The organism is Teichococcus aerophilus, from assembly GCF_014490485.1.
Lineage (GTDB): Bacteria > Pseudomonadota > Alphaproteobacteria > Acetobacterales > Acetobacteraceae > Pseudoroseomonas > Pseudoroseomonas aerophila.
The window spans coordinates 47,078-73,322 of sequence record NZ_JACTVA010000023.1; the positions used below are offsets into that span (position 1 = coordinate 47,078).

At 68.8% G+C, this 26,245-nt stretch carries 24 protein-coding genes; 17 read left to right on the forward strand and 7 right to left on the reverse strand.

All coding sequences use genetic code 11. From position 1 onward, the window contains the following. Positions 1-9 precede the first annotated feature (9 nt). Both IBL26_RS13685 and IBL26_RS13690 read left to right on the forward strand, forming a co-directional pair. A complete protein-coding gene (locus IBL26_RS13685) occupies positions 10-621 on the forward strand; it encodes a CMD domain protein (RefSeq protein ID WP_187785054.1) in 612 nt (203 codons plus the stop codon). Positions 622-637: 16 nt separating this feature from the next. Beyond that, positions 638-1,234 carry an alkylhydroperoxidase domain protein gene (locus IBL26_RS13690; RefSeq protein WP_187785055.1) on the forward strand — a complete coding sequence of 199 codons (597 nt, stop codon included), beginning with the start codon at positions 638-640 and terminating at the stop codon, positions 1,232-1,234. Positions 1,235-1,544: 310 nt separating this feature from the next. On the opposite strand, the gene pobA is transcribed toward IBL26_RS13690, so the two are convergent. Further along, the gene (gene pobA / locus IBL26_RS13695; protein WP_187785056.1) at positions 1,545-2,735 is read right to left on the reverse strand and encodes a 4-hydroxybenzoate 3-monooxygenase; all 1,191 of its coding nucleotides are present in this window, start codon (positions 2,733-2,735) and stop codon (positions 1,545-1,547) included. Positions 2,736-2,879: 144 nt separating this feature from the next. Between pobA and IBL26_RS13700 the strand changes: the two genes are divergently transcribed. Then, a complete protein-coding gene (locus IBL26_RS13700; protein ID WP_187785057.1) occupies positions 2,880-4,520 on the forward strand; it encodes an ABC transporter substrate-binding protein in 1,641 nt (546 codons plus the stop codon). Between the two features lie 156 nt (positions 4,521-4,676). On the opposite strand, the gene IBL26_RS13705 is transcribed toward IBL26_RS13700, so the two are convergent. Together IBL26_RS13705 and IBL26_RS13710 are read right to left on the reverse strand one after the other, a co-directional pair. After that, positions 4,677-5,300, reverse strand: a complete 624-nt coding sequence (locus tag IBL26_RS13705; protein ID WP_187785058.1) for an alpha/beta hydrolase — start codon at positions 5,298-5,300, stop codon at positions 4,677-4,679. 57 nt (positions 5,301-5,357) lie between these two features. Next, positions 5,358-6,281: a ring-cleaving dioxygenase gene (locus IBL26_RS13710; protein ID WP_187785059.1), complete on the reverse strand. Its 924-nt coding sequence runs from the start codon at positions 6,279-6,281 to the stop codon at positions 5,358-5,360. A 409-nt stretch (positions 6,282-6,690) separates the two neighbouring features. Here IBL26_RS13710 and IBL26_RS13715 point away from each other — a divergent pair, with 409 nt between their 5' ends. From IBL26_RS13715 to IBL26_RS13735, 5 genes are all read left to right on the forward strand, one after another. Further along, positions 6,691-7,701 (forward strand): LacI family DNA-binding transcriptional regulator, encoded by a 1,011-nt coding sequence (locus IBL26_RS13715; protein ID WP_187785060.1) that lies wholly within the window; start codon positions 6,691-6,693, stop codon positions 7,699-7,701. Between the two features lie 69 nt (positions 7,702-7,770). Then, positions 7,771-8,907: an acyl-CoA dehydrogenase family protein gene (locus IBL26_RS13720; protein WP_187785087.1), complete on the forward strand. Its 1,137-nt coding sequence runs from the start codon at positions 7,771-7,773 to the stop codon at positions 8,905-8,907. Continuing rightward, complete coding sequence (locus tag IBL26_RS13725) at positions 8,904-9,680, forward strand: 3-ketoacyl-ACP reductase (RefSeq protein WP_187785061.1); 777 nt, start codon at positions 8,904-8,906, stop codon at positions 9,678-9,680. The genes IBL26_RS13720 and IBL26_RS13725 overlap by 4 nt, the downstream gene beginning before the upstream one ends. Before the next feature lie 23 nt (positions 9,681-9,703). Continuing rightward, the gene (locus tag IBL26_RS13730; RefSeq protein WP_187785062.1) at positions 9,704-10,165 is read left to right on the forward strand and encodes a MaoC family dehydratase; all 462 of its coding nucleotides are present in this window, start codon (positions 9,704-9,706) and stop codon (positions 10,163-10,165) included. A 113-nt stretch (positions 10,166-10,278) separates the two neighbouring features. Then, positions 10,279-11,892 (forward strand): ABC transporter substrate-binding protein, encoded by a 1,614-nt coding sequence (locus tag IBL26_RS13735; protein WP_187785063.1) that lies wholly within the window; start codon positions 10,279-10,281, stop codon positions 11,890-11,892. A gap of 89 nt (positions 11,893-11,981) precedes the next feature. On the opposite strand, the gene IBL26_RS13740 is transcribed toward IBL26_RS13735, so the two are convergent. Both IBL26_RS13740 and IBL26_RS13745 read right to left on the reverse strand, forming a co-directional pair. Next, positions 11,982-12,959: an NAD(P)-dependent oxidoreductase gene (locus IBL26_RS13740; RefSeq protein WP_187785064.1), complete on the reverse strand. Its 978-nt coding sequence runs from the start codon at positions 12,957-12,959 to the stop codon at positions 11,982-11,984. After that, positions 12,956-13,711: an enoyl-CoA hydratase/isomerase family protein gene (locus IBL26_RS13745; protein WP_367615433.1), complete on the reverse strand. Its 756-nt coding sequence runs from the start codon at positions 13,709-13,711 to the stop codon at positions 12,956-12,958. Before IBL26_RS13745 ends, IBL26_RS13740 begins: the two co-directional genes overlap by 4 nt. A 152-nt stretch (positions 13,712-13,863) precedes the next feature. Between IBL26_RS13745 and IBL26_RS13750 the strand changes: the two genes are divergently transcribed. The 7 genes from IBL26_RS13750 (at position 13,864) to IBL26_RS13780 (ending at position 21,672) form a co-directional block, all read left to right on the forward strand. Then, complete coding sequence (locus IBL26_RS13750; protein WP_187785066.1) at positions 13,864-14,874, forward strand: ABC transporter permease; 1,011 nt, start codon at positions 13,864-13,866, stop codon at positions 14,872-14,874. Continuing rightward, positions 14,871-15,743 (forward strand): ABC transporter permease, encoded by an 873-nt coding sequence (locus IBL26_RS13755; RefSeq protein ID WP_187785067.1) that lies wholly within the window; start codon positions 14,871-14,873, stop codon positions 15,741-15,743. The genes IBL26_RS13750 and IBL26_RS13755 overlap by 4 nt, the downstream gene beginning before the upstream one ends. Then, positions 15,740-17,839 (forward strand): ABC transporter ATP-binding protein, encoded by a 2,100-nt coding sequence (locus tag IBL26_RS25920; protein WP_277817317.1) that lies wholly within the window; start codon positions 15,740-15,742, stop codon positions 17,837-17,839. The genes IBL26_RS13755 and IBL26_RS25920 overlap by 4 nt, the downstream gene beginning before the upstream one ends. Continuing rightward, on the forward strand, positions 17,836-19,389 hold the full coding sequence (locus IBL26_RS13765; RefSeq protein WP_187785068.1) for an acyl CoA:acetate/3-ketoacid CoA transferase: 1,554 nt from the start codon (positions 17,836-17,838) through the stop codon (positions 19,387-19,389). The genes IBL26_RS25920 and IBL26_RS13765 overlap by 4 nt, the downstream gene beginning before the upstream one ends. Before the next feature lie 3 nt (positions 19,390-19,392). Continuing rightward, entirely contained in the window at positions 19,393-19,830 is a 438-nt protein-coding gene (locus tag IBL26_RS13770) for a MaoC family dehydratase (RefSeq protein WP_187785069.1), read from the forward strand. A 13-nt stretch (positions 19,831-19,843) separates the two neighbouring features. Continuing rightward, a complete protein-coding gene (locus IBL26_RS13775) occupies positions 19,844-21,010 on the forward strand; it encodes a dihydrodipicolinate synthase family protein (RefSeq protein ID WP_187785070.1) in 1,167 nt (388 codons plus the stop codon). 77 nt (positions 21,011-21,087) lie between these two features. Then, complete coding sequence (locus tag IBL26_RS13780) at positions 21,088-21,672, forward strand: TetR/AcrR family transcriptional regulator (RefSeq protein ID WP_187785071.1); 585 nt, start codon at positions 21,088-21,090, stop codon at positions 21,670-21,672. Positions 21,673-21,691: 19 nt separating this feature from the next. On the opposite strand, the gene IBL26_RS13785 is transcribed toward IBL26_RS13780, so the two are convergent. Then, positions 21,692-22,465 carry a shikimate dehydrogenase family protein gene (locus IBL26_RS13785; protein WP_241749365.1) on the reverse strand — a complete coding sequence of 258 codons (774 nt, stop codon included), beginning with the start codon at positions 22,463-22,465 and terminating at the stop codon, positions 21,692-21,694. A 481-nt stretch (positions 22,466-22,946) separates the two neighbouring features. Next, positions 22,947-23,858: an NAD-dependent epimerase/dehydratase family protein gene (locus tag IBL26_RS13790; RefSeq protein ID WP_187785073.1), complete on the reverse strand. Its 912-nt coding sequence runs from the start codon at positions 23,856-23,858 to the stop codon at positions 22,947-22,949. Between the two features lie 184 nt (positions 23,859-24,042). Here IBL26_RS13790 and IBL26_RS13795 point away from each other — a divergent pair, with 184 nt between their 5' ends. After that, on the forward strand, positions 24,043-25,230 hold the full coding sequence (locus tag IBL26_RS13795; RefSeq protein WP_187785074.1) for an extracellular solute-binding protein: 1,188 nt from the start codon (positions 24,043-24,045) through the stop codon (positions 25,228-25,230). After that, positions 25,230-26,243 carry a Gfo/Idh/MocA family protein gene (locus IBL26_RS13800; RefSeq protein ID WP_206684225.1) on the forward strand — a complete coding sequence of 338 codons (1,014 nt, stop codon included), beginning with the start codon at positions 25,230-25,232 and terminating at the stop codon, positions 26,241-26,243. The genes IBL26_RS13795 and IBL26_RS13800 overlap by 1 nt, the downstream gene beginning before the upstream one ends. Positions 26,244-26,245: the final 2 nt, after the last annotated feature.

The window sequence follows — 26,245 nt, forward strand, 5'->3', positions numbered from 1 at the left end:
TACCGCCTGATGGCCTCCACGCCTGACGTCATCGACCTGCTGGCCGGCATCACGCCCGGCTCGGCGCTTGATACCATCCGTGCCGCACGACAGCAGGCACGGGACAATGCCCAGGCCAGCTACCTGGCCCTGTTCGAGCCAGTCGATACCGCAGAGGCCTCGTTGCAGGAGCGCTTCGCCGTCGCCTGCTTCGTCGCCGGCCTGCACGCCCAGGCACCGGAGACCACCTTCTATCGGGATGGCCTGGCCAAGGTGGCGCGGGACCCGTCCCTCCCCGACGCCATCGATGCTGAAATCACGCGGGGGCAAGCCGAAGGCCCGACCGGCCATTTCCCTGCCGGCCCGCTCAGCGCCGAGGACAGCGAGGGTACCGCCTACCGCATCCCGGACGATTCTCGCGCCAGGCTGGGCAACCGCCTGGCCGCGGCGCTGGAGCATGCCCACATGCTGGTCATCCACCCACGCGATGCCAGCGCCGACGCCTTGCAGGCGCTGCTTTCGGCCGGCTGGTCAGCCACCGGCATCGTCACCCTCTCCCAGCTCGTCGCCTTCCTCACCTTCCAGCTCCGCGTCATCCACGGTCTGCGCATCATGGCGAAGACCGCGCCCCACAGCGCTTGAAGCAGGAGAGACCACGATGACCGACACAATCGTCGTCCAGCACGCCGAGAACCCGCCGCTGGTCTTCACCCAGGCGCAACTGGACTGGCTGCCCTGGCTGGAACCCCTCGCCGAGACCGACCTGACCGAGCGCCATTGGGACGGGCTGGTGGACAAGGCGCGCGCCAAATCCCCCTACTTCATGTTGCTGGCCCGCGACCCCGACATCCTTGGCGCCCGCACCAAGACCGACAAGGACATCTTCTACAACACCAAGGACGGCCTGCCGCGACCGGAGCGGGAGTTAGCCGCGACCGCGGCCTCCCGCTTCAACGGCTGCATCTACTGCGCCTCCGTCCATGCCCGCTTCACCACGCAATTCTCCAAGCGCGAAGGGGACGTGCAGCGGCTGCTGGATGAAGGCGTCACCGTCACCATCGATCCGCGCTGGGACGCCATCATCGCCGCCTCCGTCGCCCTGACGAAGACACCAACAGTCTTTGGCGAAGCCGAAATCACCCGCCTGCGCGAAGCCGGCCTCAGTGAACTGGAAATCTCCGACGTCATCCATGGCGCCGCTTTCTTCAACTGGGCGAACCGCCTGATGCTATCGATTGGCGAACCCTCGCTTTGAGGGCCGGAGAAAGGCCGGGGAAGGAATTCCCCGGACCCCTTCTTTTCTTTTTTCGAGTTTTGGTCATGGCTGCTGAATGGATGGTCCCTGAGAGACGGCAGGGTGCGCAGGAGGTCTAGGACCTCCGGCGACTGACGGTTAAGCCCTCGCGGCTCATTTTTAATATCATCAAGCAGCGTCCGCTCTCAGTCCTGAGGCGCAACGCCAAACTTGCAGAAAAAAGAAGGGGCCTGGGGAATTCATTCCCCAGCCTTCCCTCTGCCCTGCCCAGCAAAGCGCTCCCCAAACCTCACCAAACAAACCGCGCAGTTCAGCCGAGCGCATAAGCCATAGGCAGCCCCACGTAATTCTCCGCCAGCACGCGGCGGGCGTGGTCGGAGGCGCGGATGTAGTTCAGCTCCGCCACCTGCATGCGGCGGGCGAAGTCGTCCATGTCCGGGAAGCGGTGGGTCAGTCCGGTGAACCACCAGGAGAACCGTTCCGCCATCCAGACGCGGGAGAGCGCGCGGGCAGAGTACTGCTCCAGGCCGCTGGCATTGTGTTCGCGGTAGTAGGCGGCGAGGCCCTCGGCCAGCAGGCCGACATCGGACGCTGCCAGGTTCAACCCCTTGGCGCCGGTCGGCGGCACTATATGCGCGGCGTCCCCGGCCAGGAACAGCCGGCCATGGCGCATCGGCTCGGCCACGAATGAGCGCAGGGGGACGATGCTTTTCTCGATGGAGGGGCCACGCACCATGTTGGCGGCGGCATCCGGACCCAGGCGCAGCGCCAGCTCGTCCCACAGGCGCTCATCCGGCCAGTCCTCCAGCTTCTCGCTGAGCGGCACCTGCACGTAGTAGCGGCTGCGGGTGGGGGAGCGCATGCTGGCCAGGGCGAAGCCGCGCGGGTGGTTGGAGTAGATCAGCTCCTCGTCGCAGGGCGGCACGTCCGCCAGCAGGCCGAGCCAGCCGAAGGGATAGACCCGCTCGAACACCCGCAGCACGTCGGGTGGGATGCTGGCGCGGCTGGGGCCGTGATAGCCGTCGCAGCCGACGATGTAGTCGCAGTCGACGCGGTGCGCAGTGCCGTCCTGGCTGTAGGTGACGAAGGGAGTATCGCCGGCGATGTCGTGCAAGGCGACGTCGGCAGCCTGGAACACCAGGGCGGCGCCGCGTGCCTGGTGCGCAGCGATCAGGTCGTGCGTCACCTCGGTCTGGCCATAGACGGTGACCGCACGGCCGGTCAGGTCCTGCATATCGACGCGGAAGGAGGCGCCGTCCAGCGCCAGGCGGAAGCCGTGATGCGGCAGGCCTTCGCGCCGCAGCCGGCCGGCCACCCCGGCTTGCTCCAGCAGCGCGACGGTGCCGGGTTCCAGCACCCCGGCGCGGATACGGCCCTCGACATGCGCCTGGGTCTGCCGTTCCAGCACCACGCAGTCGATGCCCTGTGTATGCAGCAATTGCGACAGCAGCAGGCCCGCCGGGCCCGCGCCGATGATCGCAACCTGGGTCCGTGACCGCATGGACGTCCTCTGTTTGTCTCTCTTGCCTCCGGTATCCGACACTTCGGGCGGATTATCCATGGCCAAGGCGGCGTCTGGCATGGCCGTTGCAAGCGGCGGTGCTTGTGACAGGATGTGTCACCGTTGAATCGAGGGGCTTTCACCATGCGTATTTCCCTGCCCGGGCGTATCTCCCTGCCCGGCCGGCGCGGCCTGTCGCGGCTCGCTGCCGCTGCCACGCTGGGCGCCGCCATCGGCACCACCCTGGCGGCCGCCCCCGCCGCCGCCCAGGCGCCGGCCCCCAACCAGACCCTGCGCGTGGTGCTGATCAACGACCTGACGGCCATCGACCCCGTGCTGTCCCAGGCCGCCTTCGTGCGCAACCATGGCTTCTTCGTCTACGACCAGCTCTTCGCCTTCGACAGTGAGGGCAAGGCGAAGCCGCAGATGGTGGACAGCTACACCGCCTCCCCGGACGGCCTGCGCTACAGCTTCACGCTGCGCGACGGCCTGGCCTTCCATGACGGCCAGCCGGTGCGGGCGGCGGATGCGGTGGCCTCCATCAAGCGCTGGGCGCAGCGCGATATCGTCGGCCGCGCCCTGGCCGCCGCCACGGCCTCGATGGACGTGGTGGACGACAAGACCTTCACCCTCACCCTCTCCCGCCCCTTCGCCCTGGTGCTGGAGGCGCTGGCACGCCCCACCGGCAGCGCGCTGTTCGTGATGCCGGAGCGCGTGGCCAACACGCCGGCGAACGTCGCCATCACCGACCCGACCGGTTCCGGCCCCTTCACCTTCAGCACCAGCGACTGGCGGGCCGGCGACCGCGCCATCTACCGCCGCAACCCCGCCTACCGCCCGCGGGCCGAGGCCCCGGACGGGCTCGCCGGCGGCAAGGTGGTGAAGGTGGGCACGGTGGAATGGCTGGCGATGCCGGACCCGGCCACCGCCGCCGCCGCGCTGCAGAACGGTGAGATCGACTTCATCGAGCAGCCTACGCCGGATGTGGTGCCGACGCTGGAGCGCAACCGCCAGGTGCGGACGATGGCGTACAACCCGGTCGGCTTCCAGGTCTGGCTGCGGCTGAACCATACCCAGCCGCCCTTCAATGACCCGCGCGCACGGCAGGCGCTGCTGCATATCATCAACCAGCAGGACGTGCTGGACGGGATGGGCGTGCGGCCTTCCGAGCAGATCGCGAACTGCCCGGCCTTCTTCTTCTGCGGCACGCCGCTGGAAAGCCGCGCCGGTGCCACCGGGCTCGGCGCGCCGAACCTGGACCAGGCGCGGGCCCTGCTGCGCGAGGCCGGCTATAACGGCGCCAAGGTGGTGTTCCTCAACGCCTCGGACAGCCCGCTGAACAACGCCTCCACCCTGGTGATGGCCGATGCCATGCAGCGCGCCGGGCTGAACATGGACGTGCCCTCGATGGACTGGGGCACGGTAACCCAGCGCCGCAACCGGCGGGAGGCGCCGGAGGCTGGCGGCTGGAACCTCTTCGTCACCGTGGCGAACGTGCTGGACGGGCAGAACCCGCTGACCAACCAGTACCTGGCCAGCACGGGCGATGCCGCGCCGGCCGGCTGGCCGAAGGACGAGCAGCTGGAAGCCCTGCGCCGCGCCTGGTGGGAGGAGAGCGACCCGGCCAAGCGCCAGGTCATCCTGGACCAGGTGCAGGCCCGCGCCTTCCAGGTACTGCCCTATATCCCGGCCGCGCAGTTCCGTACGCTGTCCGCCTATCGCAGCAATATCGAGGGCCTGCGGCCGACCACCGTGCCGGTGTTCTGGAACGTCGAGAAGAAGTAGCCGCTGGCGGCCTGGGGACGTCCCCCAGGCCTGACTGGCCGGCCGATCGGCCTGGAAATGAGGAAGCGCGCCGGAGGCATAGCCCCCGGCGCGCTTTTCGTCCCAGAGCACCGCAAGGACTCGCGGCCGTGGCCGCCCGGGCGGTGCCGCGGAGGTTCAGGCCAACCCGGCCAGCCAGTTCTTGCTCAGCGCCACATCCATCTGCGTCAGGCCATGGCCGGCAGGGAGTTCCTTCTGCGTCACCGTGGCACCGCCGGCCCGCAGTTGCTCCGCCAGCAATTGGCTGGAGGCAGGCGGGATGATCGGGTCCGCTACGCCGGAGAGCATCAGCACCGGCTTCCCGCCCAAGGCCACCTCCGGGGGCTGCCGCAGCGGCGGCATGGCGCGCAGCAGCACGGCGCCGGCCAGCGCCTCCGGCCGCAGCAGCAGCAGCGCCGCCGCGATATTGGCGCCGTTGGAGAAGCCGAGCGCCACCGGGGCCGGCAGGCGGTATTGCTGCCGCGCAGCGGTGATGAAGTCGGCCAGTTCATGGGCCCGGCGGCGCACATCGTCCTCGTCGAACACGCCCTCCGCCATACGGCGGAAGAAGCGCGGCATGCCGTTCTCCAGCACTTGGCCGCGGGGCGAGAGCAGCGCGGCGCCCGGCGCCACAGCCTGGCCCAGCGGCAGCAGGTCGTTCTCGTCCCCACCGGTGCCGTGCAGCAGCAGCAGCGGCGGCAGGGCGGCGTCCCGTGCGGGTTCGAAGCGGTGGATGAAGGCCAGGTCTTCGGTCGTCGTCATGGGATCTCTCCTTCGCGCCCCGCCGCCTCGTCGGGCAGCGGGGCCGGGAATGGAAGGTCAGGCCAGCTCGGGCAGCGTCGCCTTGATGCTGTCGCGGTGCCGCTCCAGGAAGTCCGGCAGCTTCAGCGCCTGGCCCAGCGTCTCGGACGGCTCATCCACCGCGAAGCCGGGGATATCGGTCGCGATTTCGAACAGCACGTGGCCCGGCTCCCGGAAGTAGACGGAGCGGAAGTAGTTCCGGTCCTTCTGCTCCGTGGTTTCGATGCCGTGGTTGGCGGCCAGCTTGCGCACCATCTCGGCCTCCGCCGCATCATCGGCAGCGCGGAAGGCCAGGTGGTGCACCGAACCGCGCCCCAGCCGCGCCGGCAGGAAGCCACCGACACCCCGCAGGTCGACGATGCCGCCCACCTTGGTGCCGGGCGCCTGGTAGCGGATGGTACCGTCTTCCCGCGCCGCCTCGGCGAAGCCGAAGATGTCCGAGAGGATGGCGCCGGTAGCCTCCGTCTTGTCCAGCATCAGGCTGACGCCGTGAAAGCCGCGCAGGGCGAACTCGGCGGGGATCTCGCCATTATCCCAGGCGGGCTCGGCCTCGACGCCGGGCAGGCCGACCAGGGCCAGGCGCATGCCGTCCGGGTCCTTGAAGGTCAGCACGGTCTCGCCGAAGCGCTGCACCCGGTCCACGCCATAAGCGGTCAAGCGCTGCATCCAGTAGCCGATCGCACCCTGCGGGATGCGGAAGCTCGTCTCCTGCAACTCGCCGGCGCCGGCACGGCCGGGCGCGGCGTTCTCCCAGGGGAAGAAGGTGAGGATGGTGCCCGGGCTGCCGGCGGCGTCGCCGTAATACAGGTGGTAGGCGCCGGGATCGTCGAAATTGACCGTCTTCTTCACCAGACGCAGCCCGAGGGTGCGGGTGTAGAAGTCGAGGTTCCGCCGGGCGCTGCCGGCGATGGCGGTCACATGATGGATGCCGTTCTGGGTCATGGTCTCGGTCTCCTGTGATGCGCCGGTGGGGCGCTCTTGTCTGAACACAGCAAATAGGCAAACTGCACACGGAAGATAGCGAAAACCGATTGCATAAATGCAATCGACGCATTGCAAGCAGGTGCGGTGGCCGATAGACCACCGCAGTTCCTGCGGAACGGAAGCCAGGACCGGCGCACGCAGCCTACCGCAAAGACGAGATGAACCCGGCTTGGCTTGGAAGAGTATGGCGCTTGCCCGGCCGTGCTGAACGTCGGTCTGCTCCTGCGCTGCGCCGCAGGACGGCCCTCTCCAACCCATCGCTACCACCGTTCGCTGGATGCAGCGCGCAGGCTCGATACGCAGAACCCTCCCTTGACGCATCTATTAGAACGTTCCATTGTCGGCGTCGGAAACCCAGACCTGAACGATGCAACGTGTTAGAATCAAGGATGTCGCGCGCGAGGCAGGTGTAGCCCTGTCCACGGCCGCGTTGGCGCTGCGGGATGATTCGCGGCTTCGCGAGGAAACCCGCCGTGTGGTGCGCGAGGCCGCCGCCAGGCTTGGCTATGTGTATGACCGCTCGGCCGCCATGATGCGCTCCGGCAAGTCCCACACCATCGGCCTGCTGGTCTGCGAGATCACCAACCCCTTCTACGCGGAGCTGACCGCCGGCATCGAGGAAGCGCTCGACGCCGCCGGCTACGTGACGATGCTGGCCAACACAGCAGAATCACCGACGCGGCAGCGCCGCATGCTGGAACGCTTCCGGGAACAGCCGGTCGATGGCGTCATCATGATGCCGGCCTCCGGCACGCCCCCGGGCCTCATCGACGAGCTGGAACACTGGGGCCTGCCGCATGCCACGGTGGTGCGCGGCTTCCGCCGCGGGGCGCATGCGGGCCCGGACAACCGTGCGGGCACGAAGATCGCGACCGAACATCTGCTGCGGCTGGGGCATCGGCGAATCGCCTTCCTCGGCGGTGCGGCAAAGAACTCCGTCAGCACCGGCAGGCTTGAAGGCTATTCCCGCGCCATGGCCAAGGCGGGGCTGACGCCGCAGCATCTCTCCTGCCCCACCGAGATCGGCGTCGCCGCCGCGCTGGCGCAGGCGCTGCCGCTCAGTGGCCCGACCGCGCTGGTCTGCTTCAACGATTCCGTCGCCTTCGGCGCCACGCTGGGCCTGTTGCGCGGCGGCCGCCTGCCGGGCCGCGACGTGGCATTGACGGGCTTCGACGACGTCCGGGAAGCCGCGGTGTGGTATCCGCGGCTCACCAGCGTCGGCGTCTCCTTGAAGGCATTGGGGCAGGCGGCGGCGCGGGTGCTGCTGCAACGCATCACCAATCCTGACAGCCCGCCGCAGCGGGAAATCCTGCGGCCCTCGCTCGTCATCCGTGAATCCTGCGGCGCATCCAGGATGGAGAATATGCGGATCGCGTAAGTCTGCCGTGCCTTGCCTGTCCAAGAAGAAGTAAAGAATCGGGAGAAACATCCGGTGCCAGACACCAACATGCCGGCTGGCGTGTCGGAGTGGCATGTCGCCCTGCGCGACGCCGCCCGCCGCTTCGCCGATGACGAGATCGCCCCCCTCGCCGTCGAGCTCGATGAGACGGAGCAATATCCGGCGGAGCTGTACCGGAAGCTGGCCGAGGCCGGTTTGTTCGGCATCAGCGTACCCGAGGAACTGGGCGGCGCCGGCGCCGACGTCCTTGCCTATGCGATGGTGATGGAGGAACTTTCGCGCGGCTACGCCTCCGTCGCCGACCAGGTCGGGCTGGTGGAGCTGCTGGGCACGCTGCTGACCCGCCATGGCACCCCGTCGCAGCAGGAGCGCTATCTGCGCCCGCTGCTGAAGGCCGAGCTGCGCTGCGCCTATGCGCTGACGGAGGCCGAGGCGGGCTCCGACCTCGCCGGGCTGAAGACGCGTGCGCGCCGCACGGCGGATGGCTGGGTGCTGGATGGCGCCAAGCTGTGGATCCACAACGCACCCGTCGCCGATTTCGCCGCCGTACTGGCCCGCACGGACCCGGAGGCCGGGCATCGCGGCATGTCGATCCTGCTGGTGGATCTGAACAGCCCCGGCGTGACGCGCGACCGCAAAGAACACAAGATGGGCCAGCGCGCCTCGCAGGTCGGCGGGCTGCGCTTCGACAACGTACAGGTGCCGGCCGACGCGCTGCTGGGCGAGGAGGGGCGCGGCTTCCACATGATGATGTCGGTGCTCGACAAGGGCCGCGTCGGCATCGGCGCGCTGGCACTCGGCATCCTGCAGGCGGCACTCGAGGACAGCATCGATTACGCCAAGCAGCGCCGGCAATTTGGCCAGGCCATCGGCGACTTCCAGGCGGTGCAGTGGATGATCGCCGACATGGCGAAGGATGCGCATGCGGCGCGGTTGATGATTCTGCACGCTGCGCAAATGCTGGATGGCGGCGGCCGCGCCACGTTGGAAGCCAGCATGGCGAAGTGCTTCGCTTCGGACGCCGCCGTTAGCCGCACCGCCGATGCGGTACAGATCCATGGCGGCTCCGGCTACATCCGTGGCGTGCGGGTGGAGCGGCTGTTCCGGGACGCCAAGATCACGCAGATCTACGAGGGCACCAACCAGATCCAACGCATGATCATGGCGCGGAGCCTGTTGGCATGAGCGGCTTGTCCGGACACCGCCCGGTGGCGCTGGTCACCGGTGGCCGGCGCGGCATCGGCCGTGCCGCCTGCGTCGCCCTGGCCGGGCGGGGCTTCGACATCCTGATCGCCGACATCGCGGAGGATGGCGCGGCGGAGACGGCGGCCGAAGTGCGTGCGGCCGGTGGCGAATGCGCGTTCCGCCAGCTGGACATCGCCGACCAGGCCAGCCACACGACGTTCGTGGAGGATGCCTGGAGCCTGACAGGCGGCATCGACTGCCTGGTCAACAATGCCGGCGTCGGCGCCCTGAAGCGCGGCGACCTGCTGGACGTCACGCCGGAATCCTGGGACCGCGCCATGGGCGTCAATGCCCGTGGCAGCTTCTTCCTCACCCAGGCAGTGGCACGCCGGATGGTGGCGGGGGATGCGTCGGGGCCGCGCAGCATCGTCTTCGTCTCCTCCGCCAATGCGGTGCTGGCCTCGCCGGACCGCGGCGAATACTGCGCCTCCAAAGCCGCCATCTCCATGCTGGTGAAGGTCTTCGCGCTGCGGCTGGCGGAGCACGGCATCGCCGTGCACGAGGTCCGCCCCGGCGTCATCCGTACCGACCTGACCGCCCCGGTGGCTGAGGCCTATACACGCCGCATCGCGGACGGGCTCTCACCGATCCGCCGCTGGGGCGAAGCCGAGGATATCGGCCGCGCCATCGCCATGCTGGCAGCGGGCGACCTGCCCTTCAGCACCGGCGACGCCCTGCATATCGATGGCGGCCTGCATCTCGGCCGGTTGTAACGCCCCTCCCGCAAGGAAGCACCATGCCCGATACACGCTTGCACTTCGAGGACGTCGAAGTGGGGATGCGCTGGCAGACCAGCGGCGTCCAGGTCACCGAAGCGCATCTCTTCGCCTTTGCCGGCCTGTCCGGTGACTTTTACGAAATCCATGTGGATGACGAATACGCCCGCGCCCAGGGCTATCCCGGCCGCATCGCCCACGGCCTGCTCGGGCTGGCCATGGCGGACGGGTTGAAGAACCGGGCGGAGACCCGGCTGGCCGCCATCGTCTCCCTCGGCTGGCGTTGGCGCTTTACCGGGCCGATCTTCATCGGCGACCGGTTGCAGGCGGAGATCCACATCACCCAGCTGCGGCCGACCCGGCATGCCGAGCGTGGCATCGTCACCCTGGCTTTCGCTCTGCGCAACCAGCGGGACGAAACGGTGCAAGAGGGCGAGAACGATATGATGATCCATCGCCGGCTGGCCAGGGCGGCTGAATAGCAGAGGCCGGGAGGGCTGCGGCACCGGCCACCGCATTTCTCTGTCGTCGTACAACGGAATAATTGGAACGTTCCGATGTTGCTGATATCGTCCTCCCTGTGGAGGAAACAAACATGACCATTATGGCGATAAGCCGTCGTGACCTGACACGCCTGCTGGCGGGTGGCGCCGCCGCGCTCGCACCCCTGGGCCATATCGCGGCACAAGCCCAGAGCCGGCGCGACACTCTGGTGATCGGCCTGGACACCAGCGACACGGTGACCTTCGACCCGGTGCGCCAGGCGCAATACACACCGCCCATGACTCTCGCTGCGTGCTACGACACGCTGATGACCTTCGCGCCTGGGGACTACATCAATCCCCGCCCGCTGCTGGCGACGAAGTGGGAACGGCGCCCGGGCGGCAATGGTTGGCGCTTCACCCTGCGCCAGGGCGTCAAGTTCGCCAGTGGCGCGCCGCTGACGGCGGAGGACGTCAAGTTCAGCTTCGACCGGCTGATCGGCATGAAGGAACAGACGCAGGTCTACATCAAGTCGGTGGACCGGGCGGAAGTGGTGGACGACCACACGGTCGACCTGATCATGAACGCGCCCAACGCGCCGATCCTGCCTATCCTCTGCAATCCCGCCTGCGCCATCATGGAGAAAGCCGCCCTGCTCAAGAACGGCGCCGTCGGCGGCCCGGATGCGCGGGAGCAGGATAAGGCGACCGACTGGCTCAACGGCAACAGCGCCGGCAGCGGCCCGTTCCGCCTCGTCCGCTGGGAACGCAATTCGCAGATCATGCTGCAGCGCAACCCGAATTACTGGGGCACGCCCTCGCCGTTCGAGCGCGTCGTGATCCGCCACCTGTCGGACAGCGCCGCGCAGCTGCTGGCGGTCCGCCGTGGCGACGTGCATGCCGCCTTCAACCTGATCCCCGAGCACATCGCGGCGCTGCAGGCCGAAGCCAGCGTGCGCATCGACAAGCTGCCCAGCCTCGACCACGTCTACATGGCGGTGACCGAGAACCCGGCGGCCAACCCGGCGCTGGCGAAGAAGGAAGCCCGCCACGCCATCGGCCATGCCATTGACTATGACGGCATCCTGAACGGCCTGCTGGGCGGCGCCGCCACCCGCGCGGCGCACTTCCTGCCGATCGGCGTCACTGGCAGCACGCCGGAAGTCGCCAAGGAAGTCGCGTTCCAGACCAACCTGGACAAGGCCAGGCAGCTGCTGCAATCCGCCGGCCTGGCTGATGGGTTCGAGATGGAGATCGCCTACGGCAATGCCGCCGTGGCCGGCGTGTCCTACCAGGTGCTGGCGCAGAAGATCCAGGCGGATCTCGGCCGCGTCGGCATCCGGGTGCGGCTGAACCCGATGGACCAGGTGAACCTGCGCACCACCTACACCACCGGCAAGATGCAGGGCGGCGTGCTGACCTTCTGGAACCCGCCCGCCGTTTCCAACGACCTCTGGGCCTCGGCGGTGGTCGAGCGCGTGGCGAAGCGCGTCGGCTGGGACGTGCCGGCGGACATGACCGCCCTGGTCAAGCGCGCATCGGAAAGCCAGAACCAGGATGAAGCCGCCTCGCTGTGGATCGAGTGGCAGAAGCGTGTGGTGGACCAAGCCAACCACTTCATCCTGTTCCAGCCGACCTACCAGATCGGTGTCCGCAAGACGATCAAGGACTTCCCGCTGACGGCCGCCGGCTGGCAGCTGGACATGGGCGCCGTCACCCTGGCTTGAAGCCTGTCCGCTGCATAACCGTGCAGCGGACATCCTCTCAGTTCTCCAGGGCCGCGTGATCGTCCCCCGGTTGCTTCAACTTGAGGCGGTCACGCTTTCAGCAGGCGCTTCAAGCGGTGGGCAGCTTCGGCGTTCACCGCCCCCTCGGGCATCTGGCCCGCCGCCAGGGCGGCGATCTGCCGCACCGTGTCCATCGCCTGGTGCTCCGTCGCCGTCGGCGTCAGGCCGCCAATATGCGGCGTAGCGATGACGTCTCGCCTTCTGGCCAGGCTTGGCGGCGGCATCTGGTCCGGCGCCATGCCGACATCCAGCGCCGCGCCGGCCAGGTGGCCGGAATCCAGCGCCTCCTCCAGCGCCGCCTCATGCACCAACTGCCCACGGGAAAGATTGACCAGGAAGCTGCCGCGCTTCATCTGCGCGAACCGCGCCGCATTTAACAGCTTGTCCGTCTCCGGCGTCGATGCGGCAAGGCAGACGACGAAGTCCGCCGCGCCCAGCACTTCCTCCAGCGATGCGCTGCCTTCCGGCAGGCCGGGGTCGTGCACGACGATGCGCATGCCGACGCCGCGCGCCATCTCCGCCAGCCGCCGGGCGATGCGGCCATAGCCAATCAGCCCCAGCGTGCTGGCGCTCAGCTGGCGGCCCATCGCCGCCTCCGGCACCGTGCCGGCGTGGAACACTTCCGCCGCGCGGGTCATGCCCCGGGCGAGGTCGATCATCATGCCCAGCCCCAGCTCGGCCACCGCGTCGGTGAAGCCGGGCGTCGCCCGCGTTACCAGCACACCGTGGGCGGAGGCGGCGTCGACATCGATGGTGCTGATATCGACGGCGCCGCGCAGGAACGCCACCAGGTCCGGCGCATGCGCGAAGGTCTCCGCCGTGCCGGGCGTGGCGCGGAAGGCGACGATGGCCTGGCAACCGGCGGCGGCCTCGGCCAGCGCCTGGCCCTGCAGTACCTTGCCGCTGGTGTTGCGCACCACCTCGGCCACCTGTTGCAGGGCGGCCAGCGGTCGGTCACCGTAATAGCCGGCGAAGGCTTCTTCCGTATGGGTCAGGTACACCTTCACCGGGAGAACTCCGCCTGCCGCTTCTCGTTGAAGGCACGGATGCCTTCCAGATGGTCGCCCGCGCTGAAGCACAGCACGTTCATCTCATTCTCATAGGTCAGGCCGGCACTCAGCGGCGTCTCCATCGCGGCGCGCAGCGCGGCCTTGACGGATTGCACCGCCACGGTGCTGAAGCCCGCCAAGCGCTGTGCCACAGCACGGGCGCGCGGCAGCAACTCCTCCGCGCTGACCACCTCGTGCACCATGCCGAGCTTCAGGGCCTCCGCCGCGTCGATCTGCTCGGCCAGCATCAGCAGCCGCGTGGCCGCCGCATGGCCAATCAGGCGGGGCAGCAACTGGGAGGCACCGCCGCCGCCCACCCAGCCGCGCTGCACTTCAGGAAAACCGATCCGCGTATTGGTGGCGGCGATGCGGATATCGGCGCCCAGCGCCGTCTCCGCCCCGCCGCCCAGCGTCCAGCCCTGCAGGGCGACGACGACCGGCTTGCGGATCATCCTGACCGCCGCCGCATACTCGATGCGGTTACGGAAATGCCAGGCGGAGGGATAGGCCGCGAGCGCGTTCAGGTCGCTGCCGGAGCAGAAGGCCTTCTCGCCCGCCCCATGCAGCAGTACGGCGCGGACCTCGTCGTCCTCGTCCACCGCGCGCGCATGGGCGGCGAGCTGGCGGGCCATCGCGGGCGTCATGGCATTGTGCTTTGCAGCACGGTCCAGCAGCAACTCCGCGATCCCGTCCACGACGGTCAAGCGCACTTCACCCTGCATATGTTTCCTCCCCAGGCCCTCTGCGTGGCCGGCCGATTATAACGTTCCAATAACACGCCGGGGAAGCCCACAAAGGGCTTGATGAGAACGTTCCAATCGGACACTACTTCCGGCAACGATAAAGCAGGAGGAACGCGCCGATGTCACGCTACATCGCCAAGCGGCTGCTCGCCGCCGCGGTCATGGCGATCCTGGCCAGCGCCGTCATTTTCCTGATCGCCAACCTCGTTCCGGGCGATCCGGTGCTGGCGCAGCTGGGCGACATCGCGGCCAGCGACCCGGCGACCGTCGCGCGCTGGCGCGCGAAGTGGGGCCTGGATCTGCCGCTGTGGGAACGCTACGGCATCTTCCTCGGCGGGCTGGTCCAGGGCGACTTGGGCATGTCCATCGCCACGCGCCGCCCGGTGCTGGACGATATCATCCAGTACGCGCCGGCGACGCTGGAACTGGCGACCGTCGCCTTCCTGCTGTCGCTCGCCATCGGTATCCCGCTCGGCATCGCCGCGGCGGTGTGGCGGGATGGCTGGGTAGATTCGCTGGCGCGCGGCCTGTCGCTGCTCGGCGTCTCCGCCCCCACCTTCTGGCTCGCCTTCATCATGCTCGCCATCTTCTATGGCGGGCTGGAATGGGCGCCCGGCCCGGGGCGGCTGGACCCCATCGCCTTCCCGCCGGAAGGCCCGACCGGCCTGTTCCTGTTCGACAGCCTCTGGGCCGGTGACTGGGAGACCTTCACGGATGCCGCGGCGCATCTCGTGCTGCCCTCCATCGTGCTTGCCGCCGCCACGATCGGCCTGATCACCCGCACCACCCGCGCCGCGATGCTGGACAGCCTGCAACAGGATTACGTCCGCGTCTCCCGCGCCAAGGGCCTGCGCGGCTGGACGGTGGTCATGCGCCACGCCCTGCCCAACGCCCTGGTGCCGGTGGTGACGCTCGGCGGCCTCGCCTACGCCAACCTGCTGGCCGGCGCGGTGATGACGGAGACGGTCTTCGCCTGGCCCGGCCTCGGCCGCTACACCTTCCGCTCGGCGGCGGCGCTGGATTTCCCGGCCATCGTCGGCATCACCCTGGTCGTCTCCATCACCTACCTGCTGGTCAATCTGGTGGTCGACATGTCCTACGCCATTCTGGACCCGAGGGTGCGTCGATGAGCGCGACCACCGCCACGCCGGTCGTGCTGCCGCCGACCCGCTCCCGCCTGCGCCGCCGCTGGAAGCGCTACGGCCCCGCCTGGATCGGCGGCGCCATCGTCCTGGCCTGGATCCTCGTCGCCATCCTGGCGCCCTGGATCGCGCCGTATAAGCCCGACGCGGTGGATGTCACCATCCGCCTGCAGCCGCCCAGCTGGGCGCATTGGATGGGCACGGACACGCTGGGGCGGGACGTCTTCTCCCGCCTGTTGCACGGGGCGCGCCTGTCGTTGCTGGCGGGCTTCTCCGTCGTGCTGCTCGGCGCGGCGCTCGGCACCGCCATCGGCATCATCGCCGCCTGGGCGCGCGGTTGGTGGGATGAAGGGCTGATGCGCTTCACCGACCTGGTGCTGTGCTTCCCGCCCATCATTCTGGCGTTGGCCATCGCCGCCGCGCTGGGCATCGGCCCGGTCAACACCATCCTGGCCATGCTGGTGGTGTGGTGGCCGAAATTCGCCCGCCTCGCCCGCGCCCTGGCGCTGGTGCAGCGCAGCCAGGAATATGTCGAAGCCGCCACGGTGCTCGGCCTGAAGCCGCGCCGCATCCTGGTGCGGCACATTCTGCCCAATACGCTCGGCCCCTTGGCCGTGCTGGTGACGCTGGATCTCGGCAACGCCATCCTGACCTTCGCCGGCCTGTCCTTCCTCGGCCTCGGCGTCGTGCCGCCGATCGCGGAATGGGGCTCCATGGTGGCCGAGGGGCGAGAGCTGATCGAACAATGGTGGGTCGCGGCCTTCCCGGGCCTGGCCATCCTCACCGTCGTCGTCGGCTTCAATTTCTGCGGCGACGGGCTGCGCGACTGGCTGGACCCGAAGGGCCGCAGCCGTTGAGCCGCCTGCCAGACAAGGACCCGAAGCGGATGGACGGCTTTATCCCGCCCCACGCCCTGCAGCCTGTGCCCGACGTGCCGGTGCTGGAGGTGAAGGACCTGCACACGGTCTTCATGACCGACAACGGTCCCATCCATGCCGTCGACGGCGTCTCCTTCACCGTCGGACCGGGGGAGACGCTCGGCATCGTCGGTGAGAGCGGCTCGGGCAAGAGCGTCACCGCCCTGTCGCTGATGCGGCTGCTGGAGGAGCCGGCGCGGATCGTCGGCGGCTCCATCACCTTCCAGGGCAAGGACGTGCTGGCCATGTCCCGCAGCGAGCTCGCCGATTGGCGTGGCGACCGCGCGGCGATGGTGTTCCAGGACCCGATGACCGGCCTGAACCCGGTCATCCGCATCCTGAAGCAGGTGACGGAGCATATCGTCTCCCACGGCCGCATGAAGCCGGCGGCGGCGAGGACGCGCGGCATCGAGCTGCTGCGCCGCATGGGCGTGGCGGCGCCGGAGCGCGCGGCGGCCTCCTTCCCGCATGAATTCTCCGGCGGCATGCGCCAGCGCGTGATGATGGCCATCGGCGTCGCCAACGACCCGGCACTGCTGATCGCGGATGAGCCGACCACGGCGCTGGACGTCACCATCCAGGCGCAGATCCTCGACCTGCTGCGCGGGCTGAACGAGGAGTTCGGTACCGCCATCGTGCTGATCAGCCACGATCTCGGCGTCATCGGCACCGTCTGCCGTCGCGTCGCGGTGATGTATGCCGGCGAGGTGGTGGAGGAAGCCGTCACCGCCGAGGTGCTGGCCGACCCACGCCACCCCTATGCTTGGGCGCTGGTCAATGCCGTGCCGCGGCTGGATGCGCCCACCGGCGCCCGGCTGACCAGCATCGAGGGCACGCCGCCCGACGCGCTGAACCCGCCCAGGGGCTGCCGGTTCGAGCCGCGCTGCCCGTTCAAGATCGCCCGCTGCGCCACGGACCATCCGCCGCTGATGGAAGTGGCGCCCGGACGCCGCGCCCGGTGCTGGGTGACGGCCGATGGCCGCAGCCTGCCGCGCCCAACCCTGCCCGCCGCCGCCGAAGCCGAAATCCCGCTCCTGGCGGAAGCGCCGCTGCTGGAAGCGCGCAACGTCGAGAAGCACTTCGTGCTGCGCCGGCCCTCCTTCATGAAACCGGGCCTGACCGTGCATGCGGTGAACGGCGTCGATATCGCCCTGCATAAGCGGGAAAGCCTGGGCGTGGTGGGGGAGAGCGGCTGCGGCAAATCCACCCTCGCCCGGCTGCTGACGCGGCTGCACGAGCCCACCGGTGGCAGCGTGACGTTCGAGGGGCAGGACATCACCCACGCCACCCCGGCGGCCATGCGGTCGTTGCGGCCACGGCTGCAGATGGTGTTCCAGGACCCCTACGCCTCGTTGAACCCGCGCATGACCATCGGCGACGCGCTGGCCGAACCGCTGCTGGCGCATGGCCGCGTGCCCAACCGCAAGGCGGCGGATGAACGGGTGCGGGAACTGCTCTCCACCGTCGGGCTGAAGACCAGCTTCGCCAGCCGCTATCCGCACGAATTCTCCGGCGGCCAGCGGCAGCGCGTCTCCATCGCCCGTGCGCTGGCGCTCAACCCTTCGGTGGTGGTGGCGGACGAGCCGGTCTCGGCGCTGGACGTGAACGTGCAGGCGCAGGTGCTGAACCTGATGCTGGATTTGCGCCAGCGCCTCGGCCTCTCCTACCTGTTCATCGCGCATGACCTCGCCGTCGTGCGTGCCTTCTGCGACCGCGTGGCGGTGATGTATCTGGGCCGCGTGGTGGAGGAAGGGCCGGCGGACGACGTGCTGTCCCGACCCCTGCATCCCTATACCGTGGCGCTGACCAGCGCCATTCCCGAGCCCGGCCGGCAACGCGTCGTGCTGGGGGGCGAGCCGCCCTCCACCCTGCGGTTGCCGCGCGGCTGCGCCTTCAGCGCCCGCTGCCCGATCGCGCAGCCCGCCTGCGAGGAGCGTCCGCCTCTCGCCGAGGTGGCGTCGGGGCGCAAGGTCGCCTGCCATTTCCCCGGGGCCTTCGCGCCCCGCACCCTGTCGAGACTGGAGACTGTGCGATGAGGCAAATGAGCGCGGCCGAGGCCGCCCTGTTGCTTCGCGATGGCGACACGCTGCTGATCGGTGGTTCCGGCGGCGGCCACGCGGTGCCCGATGCGATCCTGGCCGCCATCGGCGACCGCTTCCGCACCAGCGGCGCCCCGCGCGACATCACCGCCGTGCACCCGGTGGGGCTGGGCGATGGCAAGACGCGCGGCGCTGGCCACCTGGCGCAGGAGGGCCTGTTGAAGCGCGCCGTCTCCGGCACCTTCGTCAACAGCCCCGCCGTCGCCCGCATGGCGATGGACGAGAAGATCGAGGCCTATACGCTGCCGCAGGGCTCGATGTCCCAATTGATGCGGGAAATGGCGGCGGGGCGCCCGGGCCTGCTGACGCGAATCGGCCTGCACAGCTTCGTCGATCCACGCCTGCAAGGTGGCCGGCAGAGCCAGCGCTCCAAGGAGGACCTGGTCGAACTGACCAAGTTCCAGGGCGAGGAATACCTGTTCTACCGACCCTTCAACGTCGACGTGGCGCTGGTGCGCGGTTCCGCCGCCGACGAGGACGGCAACATCTCGATGGAGCATGAGGCGGTGACACTGGAGATGCTCAGCATCGCCCAGGCGGCACGGCGCAGCGGCGGCATCGTCATCGCCCAGGTCAAGACCATCGTGCCGCGCGGCACGCTGCACCCGAAGATGGTGAAGGTGCCTGGCATCCTGGTCGATGCGCTGGTGGTCGAGCCCGAGCAGTGGCAGACCTTCGAGACGCAGGACAGCGCCGCCTATTCCGGCCATGTCCGCGTGGCGCTGGAAGATATTCCGCGCCTGCCGGCCGGCCCGCGCCGCATCGTCGCCCGCCGCGGTGCCTGTGAGTTGTTCGAGGGCGCCATCTGCAACCTCGGTTCCGGCATCTCCACCGGCATCGCCAATGTCGCGGCGGAGGAGGGCGTGCTGCGCCGGGTCTGCCTGACCAACGAACAGGGCAATATCGGCGGCGCGCCCGCCAGCGGCAACGAGGCCGGCGCCGCCCGCTCCCCGGATGCGCAGATCGACCAGCCCTACCAGTTCGATTTCTACGATGGCGGCGGGCTGGACCTTGCCTTCCTCTCCTTCGCCGAGTTCGACGCGGAGGGGAATGTCAATGTCTCCCGCTTCGGCGGCCGCATCGTCGGGCCGGGCGGCTTCGTCAATATCAGCCAGGGCGCCAAGGCGGTCATCTTCGGCGGTACCCTCACCGCCAACGGCGCGCCGAAAGCGGTACGGCAGGTGGAGCAGGTGACCTTCTCGGGCCGCTTCGCGCGGGAGCGGCGGCAGCCGGTGCTCTATGTCACCGAACGCGCCGTGTTCCGCCTGGCCGAGGATGGGCCGGAACTGATCGAGATCGCGCCGGGGCTGGACCTGGAGGCCGACGTGCTCGGCGTCATGGCCTTCCGCCCCCGCGTCTCGCCCAATCTGCGGCAGATGGATGCGCGCATCTTCGCCGATGGCGCCATGGGGCTGGCCGACCGCCTGCCGCCCGCGGCACCCCGCGCAGCGCTGCGGCGCTTCGCCCCGGCGCAGGCGGCGGAGTAACCCATGGCCAGCGCCACGCGCCTCGCGGTGGGGGACACGGTGGAGTTCCACCGCGCCATCAGCGCCGCGGACATCGCCCAGTTCGCCGAGTTGAGCGGTGACCACGACCCGGTGCATGTGGACGAGGACTTCGCCCGCACCACCGCCTTCGGCCGCTGCATCGCCCATGGCGCGCATGTCATGGCACTGGTCTCCGCCGCCTCCTCCCTCATGTCCCGCCGGGCGTTCGAGCGCGGCTGCGACGGCACGCCGGTGTCCGCCGGCTATGACCGCATCCGCTTCACCCATCCCGTCTTCGCCGGCGATTCCCTGACCGCGCGCTACAGCGTGGAACAGGTGGACGAGGCTCCCGCCCGCACACGCTCCCGCTTCGAGGTGCTGAACCAGGACGGCACGCTGTGCCTGACCGGCACGCATATCCTGCGCTGGGTGCAGGGCTAGAAGGACCAGACCGATGCCCCAGATCATCCTGCCAGCCGAGGGCGGCACGCTGGCGCCCTACCGCCTGGTTGGGCAGCCGCTGCCCGCCGCCCTGCCCACCACCGCCTTCAACCGCACTGCCTACTCGGCCGCGCATGTCGTCGCCGACCCGCTGGCCGAAGGGCCACCCAGTGGCCGCGCCGCCGTGGACTGGGATGCCACCATGGCCTACCGGCGCCACCTGGCCGGGCTGGGCCTGGGCATTGCCGAGGCGATGGACACCGCCCAGCGCGGCATGGGGCTGGACTGGCCGACAGCGCTGGAGCTGATCGGCCGCAGCATCGCCGAGACGCGGGACATCCCCGGCATCAATCTCGCCTCTGGCTGCGGCACCGACCATCTGGACGCCGCCGACGCGCGCAGCCTGGACGACGTGGTGCGCGCCTATCTGGAGCAGTTGCACGCCATCCAGCGCCTGGGCGGCCGTAGCATCCTGATGTCCAGCCGCGCCCTCGCCCGCGTCGCCCGCTCCGGCGCCGATTACCGCACCGTCTACCGGCGCGTGCTAGCCGAAACCGCCGAGCCGGTGATCCTGCACTGGCTGGGCGAGATGTTCGACCCTGCCCTCGCCGGCTATTGGGGCAGCGACGATTTCGACACCGCGATGCGCACCTGCCTGGAGATCATCGAGGAGAACCAGCAGAAGATCGACGGCATCAAGATCTCGCTGCTGGATGCGGGCAAGGAAATCACCATGCGCCGCCTGCTGCCGGCGGGCGTGCGGATGTATACCGGCGATGACTTCAACTATCCCGATCTGATCGAAGGCGATGCCGAGGGCTATTCGCACGCCCTACTCGGCATCTTCGACCCGATCGCACCGGCGGCGGCCAGCGCCCTGGCGGCCCTCTCGGCTGGCGACACCACGCGGTTCCACGCCATCCTGGCGCCCACCGTGCCGCTCTCCCGCCGCATGTTCGGCGCGCCGACCCAGTACTACAAGACCGGCGTGGTGTTCCTGGCCTGGCTGAACGGCCACCAGGAGCATTTCATCATGGTCGGTGGCCAGCAATCCATGCGCCCCCTGGCCTATTTCGCCGACCTGTTCCGCATGGCCGACGCCGCCGGCCTGCTGCACGACCCGGACCAGGCCGTCACCCGCATGCAGCGCCTGCTGGCCCTGTACGGCGTGCAGGGCTGACGTGCGCCCGCCCCCTCGACATCGGGGCGGGCCGCACATACATACTGAGTGGTATTTATAACACGATTGCCACCGACATGGGACGCCCACGCGAGTTCGATACCGATGAGGCCCTTTGCAAGGCCCTGCAATTGTTCTGGAAGCAGGGCTATGAAGGCACGTCGCTGAACGACCTGACCGAGGCCATGGGCATCAACCGCCCCAGCCTCTACGCCGCCTTCGGCAACAAGGAAGAGCTCTTCCTGAAGGCGCTGGATCGCTATGCGGCTGGCCACATGGCATTCTTCGGCGAGGCGCTTGCGGCACCGACCGCGCGCGAGACGGTGTCTCGCCTGCTCTACGGTTTCGTCGATGCGCAGACGGATGCCAACTCGCCGGCTGGCTGCCTCGGCACCAATGGTGCCATTGCCTGTTCTGTCAGCGCCGATGCAGTGCGGCAGGAACTGATCCACCGCCGCGGCGCCGCCGAACACCGGTTGGAGGAACGTCTGCGCGCCGCGCAGGCGCAAGGCGACCTTCCGGCGGACCAGGACCCGGCGGACCTTGCCCGCTTCGTCATGACCATTGCCCAGGGCACCTCGGTCCAGGCGGCATCCGGTGCGGACCGGGAAAGCCTGCACCGCGTCGTCGAATCGGCCCTGCGCGCCTGGCCGTCCCGCTGACGGCCAGGCTAGCGCCGCCTCAGCGCCGCTCCAGCAACACGTCCACGATCAGCTCGCGTACCGCCGCAAACATATCCAGCCCGGTGCGGGTGCCGCAGCCACGTTCCCGCGCCGCCTGCAACAGCGGCGTCACCTCGGGCGCCGTGATGACATCGGCAACCCAACAGCCTGGTTCCAGCCTGTCTGCCTGCATCGGCAAGGGGTCCTCCGCCTGCATGCCCGCCGGGGTGGCGTTGACCACCACGTCATAGCCGGCGGGATCATCGCTGCCCGCCACGGTCCGGTTGCCCAGCAAGGCCAGCAACCGGTCCCGCCGCCCCGCATCCGCGTCGTGGATGGCCAGGCTGGCCACGCCGGCTCCCAGCAGCGCATGCCCGATGGCGCTGCCCGCCCCGCCCGATCCGACCAGCAAGGCGCGCTTCCCCGCCAGGTCGCAGCCACCCTTCTGCAAGCTGGTGACACAGGCCAGCCCGTCCACCATGTCGCCGTGCCAGGTGCCATCAGGGTTGCGGCGCAGCACGTTCACCGCCTCCAGCAGCCGCGCCCGCTCCGTCGCCGTGGAGCAAAAGGCATAGGCAGCAAACTTGTGCGGCACGGTGGCGACAATGCCATCCACATTCCGCGCCAGCGACAGACCCTGAACGAAGCCCGTCAGAGCCTCCGGCGTCACATGCGCCGGTACCATCACTGCATTCAGCCCCTCCCGCTGAAACGCCCCGGTGATGCCGCCTGGCGATTTCACCTGCGCGATCGGGTCGCCGACAATGACATGCACCCGCGTGCTGCCATCCAACGGCCGGGGCCCCTGCCCGCTCAACGCACCCACCGCCCGGTTCCGTAGAATGTTGCCATGGCCTGGTTCCTCCTCAATTCGCCCTCTTACGCTTGGCGATGTTCCTGCGGGCATTCCATCGCGAAACGGCGCTGGCGTCGAGGGGGCTGGCGGCTTGCCTGCTGAGCTTTTCCGGGATGGAAGCGAAGGAAGGCCGGGGAAGGAATTCCCCGGACCCCTCCTTTTACTTTTCGAGTTTTGCGGCTGTGGATGTTGAGGGGTTGGACCTGAAGGACGGCTGGGTGCGCCGGAGGTCCTAGACCTCCGGCGACTGACGGTTCAGCCCTTGCGCCCCATATTTGAAATCGAAGCGGCGTCCGCTCTCAGTCCAGAAGCACCACACCAAACTCGCAGAAAAAAAGAAGGGGTCTGGGGAATTCATTCCCCAGCCTTCCCTTCCCTCCATCGACCACGAAACAGAGCGGATACAGCACGCCGGCACTCACCCTTGCCCGGAAACGAGCAACGCTTCCCGATAATGATTCACCGTCCGGGCCAGGCCATCCCGCAGCGAGGTATGCGGCAGTAGCCCCAGCACCGGCGTCGGGTCGTGCGCGGCGATGTGGGCGGCCACTGGCAGGCCGCCGCCCGCGGCGCTGATGCGCGCACTGGGGACCAGCGCCTCGATCTCCGCGATGATCCGCGGCACAGAGACTACTTCGCCCCGCAGGTTGAACACATGCGCGCCGCTGACCGGGCGCGTGGCGGCCGATGCGAAGGCGGCGGCGACGTCATCGACGAAGATCATGTCGGTCTCGCCGGTGAAGGGAATGGTGTAGGCCTCGCCTTCCAGCGCCTTGCGGCAGGCAATGGTGGGCCCGGCGGAGCCGCCGACCTCCCGCCCCGGGCCGTAGATCACCAGCGGGCGGAAGCCAACGCTGCCGATCTGCTCATCTTGCCAGTAAGCGCGGGCGCTGCCTTCGCAGGCCAGCTTGAAGGCGCCGTAGAGGGTGGTGGGCAGCGGGAATTCGCCGTCACTCGGGCCGAACACGCCGGCGCTGCTGGCATAGGCCAGGCTGCGGATGCCGTGGCGCTTTGCCGCCGCGAAGATGTTGAGGGTACCGATCAGGTTCACCTGCGCCCCCAGCACCGGGTTGGCCTGGCAGGCGGGCGTCAGCATCGCCGCCAGATGCGCGATGCCGCCGCAGCCCGCAACCGCGGCCTCCACATCGGCGGCGGAGGCGATGTCCCCGCTCTGCCATTCCAGCGTATCGGCGGCATCGCCGATGATGGACCGTACCAGGGAGCGGTCGGTACTGCGGTCGAACACCCGCACCGTATGCCCCTCCGCCAGCAGCCGCCGCGCCAGCCAGGCGCCGAGAAAGCCCGCGCCGCCCGTGACCAGAACCTTCATGGTTTCATTCCCCCCTGAGCCGTGATGCTGGCTTATCCTGGAACCATTGCGGTGATTCGACAAACGGGGTGCCGCACGATGCATTTTTGCTGTTGCGCCGGGAAGGTTACGGTTCTGGAATAGCCCTACCAGGGGCGCGCGCTGCGCGGACCCGGTCAATAAAGAGAAACTCAAAGGGATGGACATGCAGGAATTCGCAATAGGCCGCCGCCATGTGCTGGCCGGGCTCTCAGGGCTGGCCGCCACGGCCACCGGGGCGCGGGCGCAGGACCTGCCGCTGCCCAGCCGGCCGGTGGCGCTGAACATCATGGACGTCGCCGGCAATCTCCAGCTGACGCAGGAGAGCATCACCCGCTTTGCCACGCAGAATCCGCAGCTGGTCTCTCGTGTCAGCTTCCAGCGTGCGCCGTCGCCGGAGCTGCCGAGCAAGCTGCGAGCGCAACAGGCCGCCAACCGCGTGGACATCGACCTGGTCCTGACCGGGCCGGGCGCCATGTCGGACGGCATCGGCATGGGCCTGTGGATCGATGTCTGGAAGCGCCATCCAGGCCAGTTGCCCGACGCCGCCAGCATCTATCACGAGGGCGCGCTGATGATGCAGCGCAACTTCGGACGGGACCAGGGCGTCGCCGTGGTCTACTCACCCTCCGGCCCGATCTTCGAATACGCGCCGGCCCGCCTGCACACCGTGCCCAAGACCGCCGCCGAGCTGCTGGCCTGGGCCAAGGCCAACCCGAACCGCATGACCTATGCCCGCCCAGTGAATTCCGGACCCGGTTGGACCTTCCTGATGGGCATGCCCTACATCCTGGGCGACCGCGACCCGAAGGACCCGGTCAATGGCTGGGACAAGACCTGGGCCTGGCTGGCGGAACTCGGCCAGAACATTGACCACTATCCCGGCGGCACCGCCGCGATGATGAAGGAATTCGGCGACGGCAACCGCGACCTGATCGTCTCCACCTGCGGGTGGGACATCAACCCCCGCGCGCTGGGCATCGTGCCGAAGGATGCCGGCGTGTTCGTGCTGGAAGGCACGCGCTGGGTGCCGGACACGCAGTTCATGGCCATCCCCAAGGGCGTGCCGGACGACAAGGTGGCCGTGCTACTGCGGCTGATGTCCTTCCTGCTGCAGCCGGAGCAACAGGCCGCCACCTATGACCGCGGCTATTTCTACCCCGGCCCGGCCGTGCGCGGCGCCACCCTCGCCATGGCACCGGCGGAAAGCCAGGCCGTCATCCGCGAATTCGGCCGCCCGGAATACGACCGCCTGATCGCCGAACTGCCCTTCGCCGAGCCGCTGACGCCCGACCGCCTGATCCTGGCCTTCCGCCGCTGGGATGAGCAGATCGGCGCCAAGGCCACCCGCTGATGCGCTTCGCCGCCATCGGCCTCGACCACCGCCACATCTACCACATGGTGGGGGAACTCCTGGCAGCCGGCGCGCAATGCGCCGGCTATTGCCCGCAGACCTCCGACCCTCGCGTCCTGGCCGGCTTCCAGGAACGCTTCCCGCAATTGCAGGCGCGGGACCGGCAGGCTCTGCTGGATGCGGCGGATATCGACGTCATCCTCTGCGCCGCCATCCCGCGCGACCGCGCCGGCATCGCCATCGCCGCCATGCGGCGCGGCAAGGACGTGATGTGCGACAAGCCCGGCATCACCAGCCTCGAGGATCTCGCCGCCGTCCAGGAGGTGGTGGCGGAGACGAGGCGCATCTTCTCCATCTGCTTCTCCGAGCGGTTCGTGGTGCCCTCCACCCTGGTTGCGGCCAAGCTGATCGCCGATGGCGCCATCGGCCGGGTGGTGCATACCACCGGGCTGGGGCCGCACCGGCTGAACCGCGCCATCCGCCCCGCCTGGCATTTCGATGCCGCCACCTATGGCGGCATCCTCGCCGACATCGCATCCCACCAGATCGACCAGTTCCTGTTCTTCACCGGCTCCGCGGATGCCCGTATCGTCGCCAGTTCCGCCGGCAATGTCGGCCACCCGGACCTGCCGCACTTCCAGGACCTGGGCGAGCTGACGCTGGAGAGCGCGCACGCGCGCGGCTTCGTGCGGGTCGACTGGTTCACCGCCGACGGCCTGCCCACCTGGGGCGACGGCAGGCTGATCCTGCTGGGCACCGAGGGCACGATTGAGCTGCGCAAATACGTCGATATCGACGGCCGCCCCGGCACCGACCACCTGTTCCTGGTGAACGGCCGCGGCACCCGCCACATCGATGCCAGCACCGAGCCCCTGACGTATTTCCACGCCTTCGCCGCCGATGTGCGGGACCGCACCGAAACCGCCATGACCCAGCGCCACGTCTTCACCGTGACGCGCCTGGCCCTGGAAGCGCAGCGGGATGCCCGCCCGCCGCTTTCGCCGCAGGATTGAGG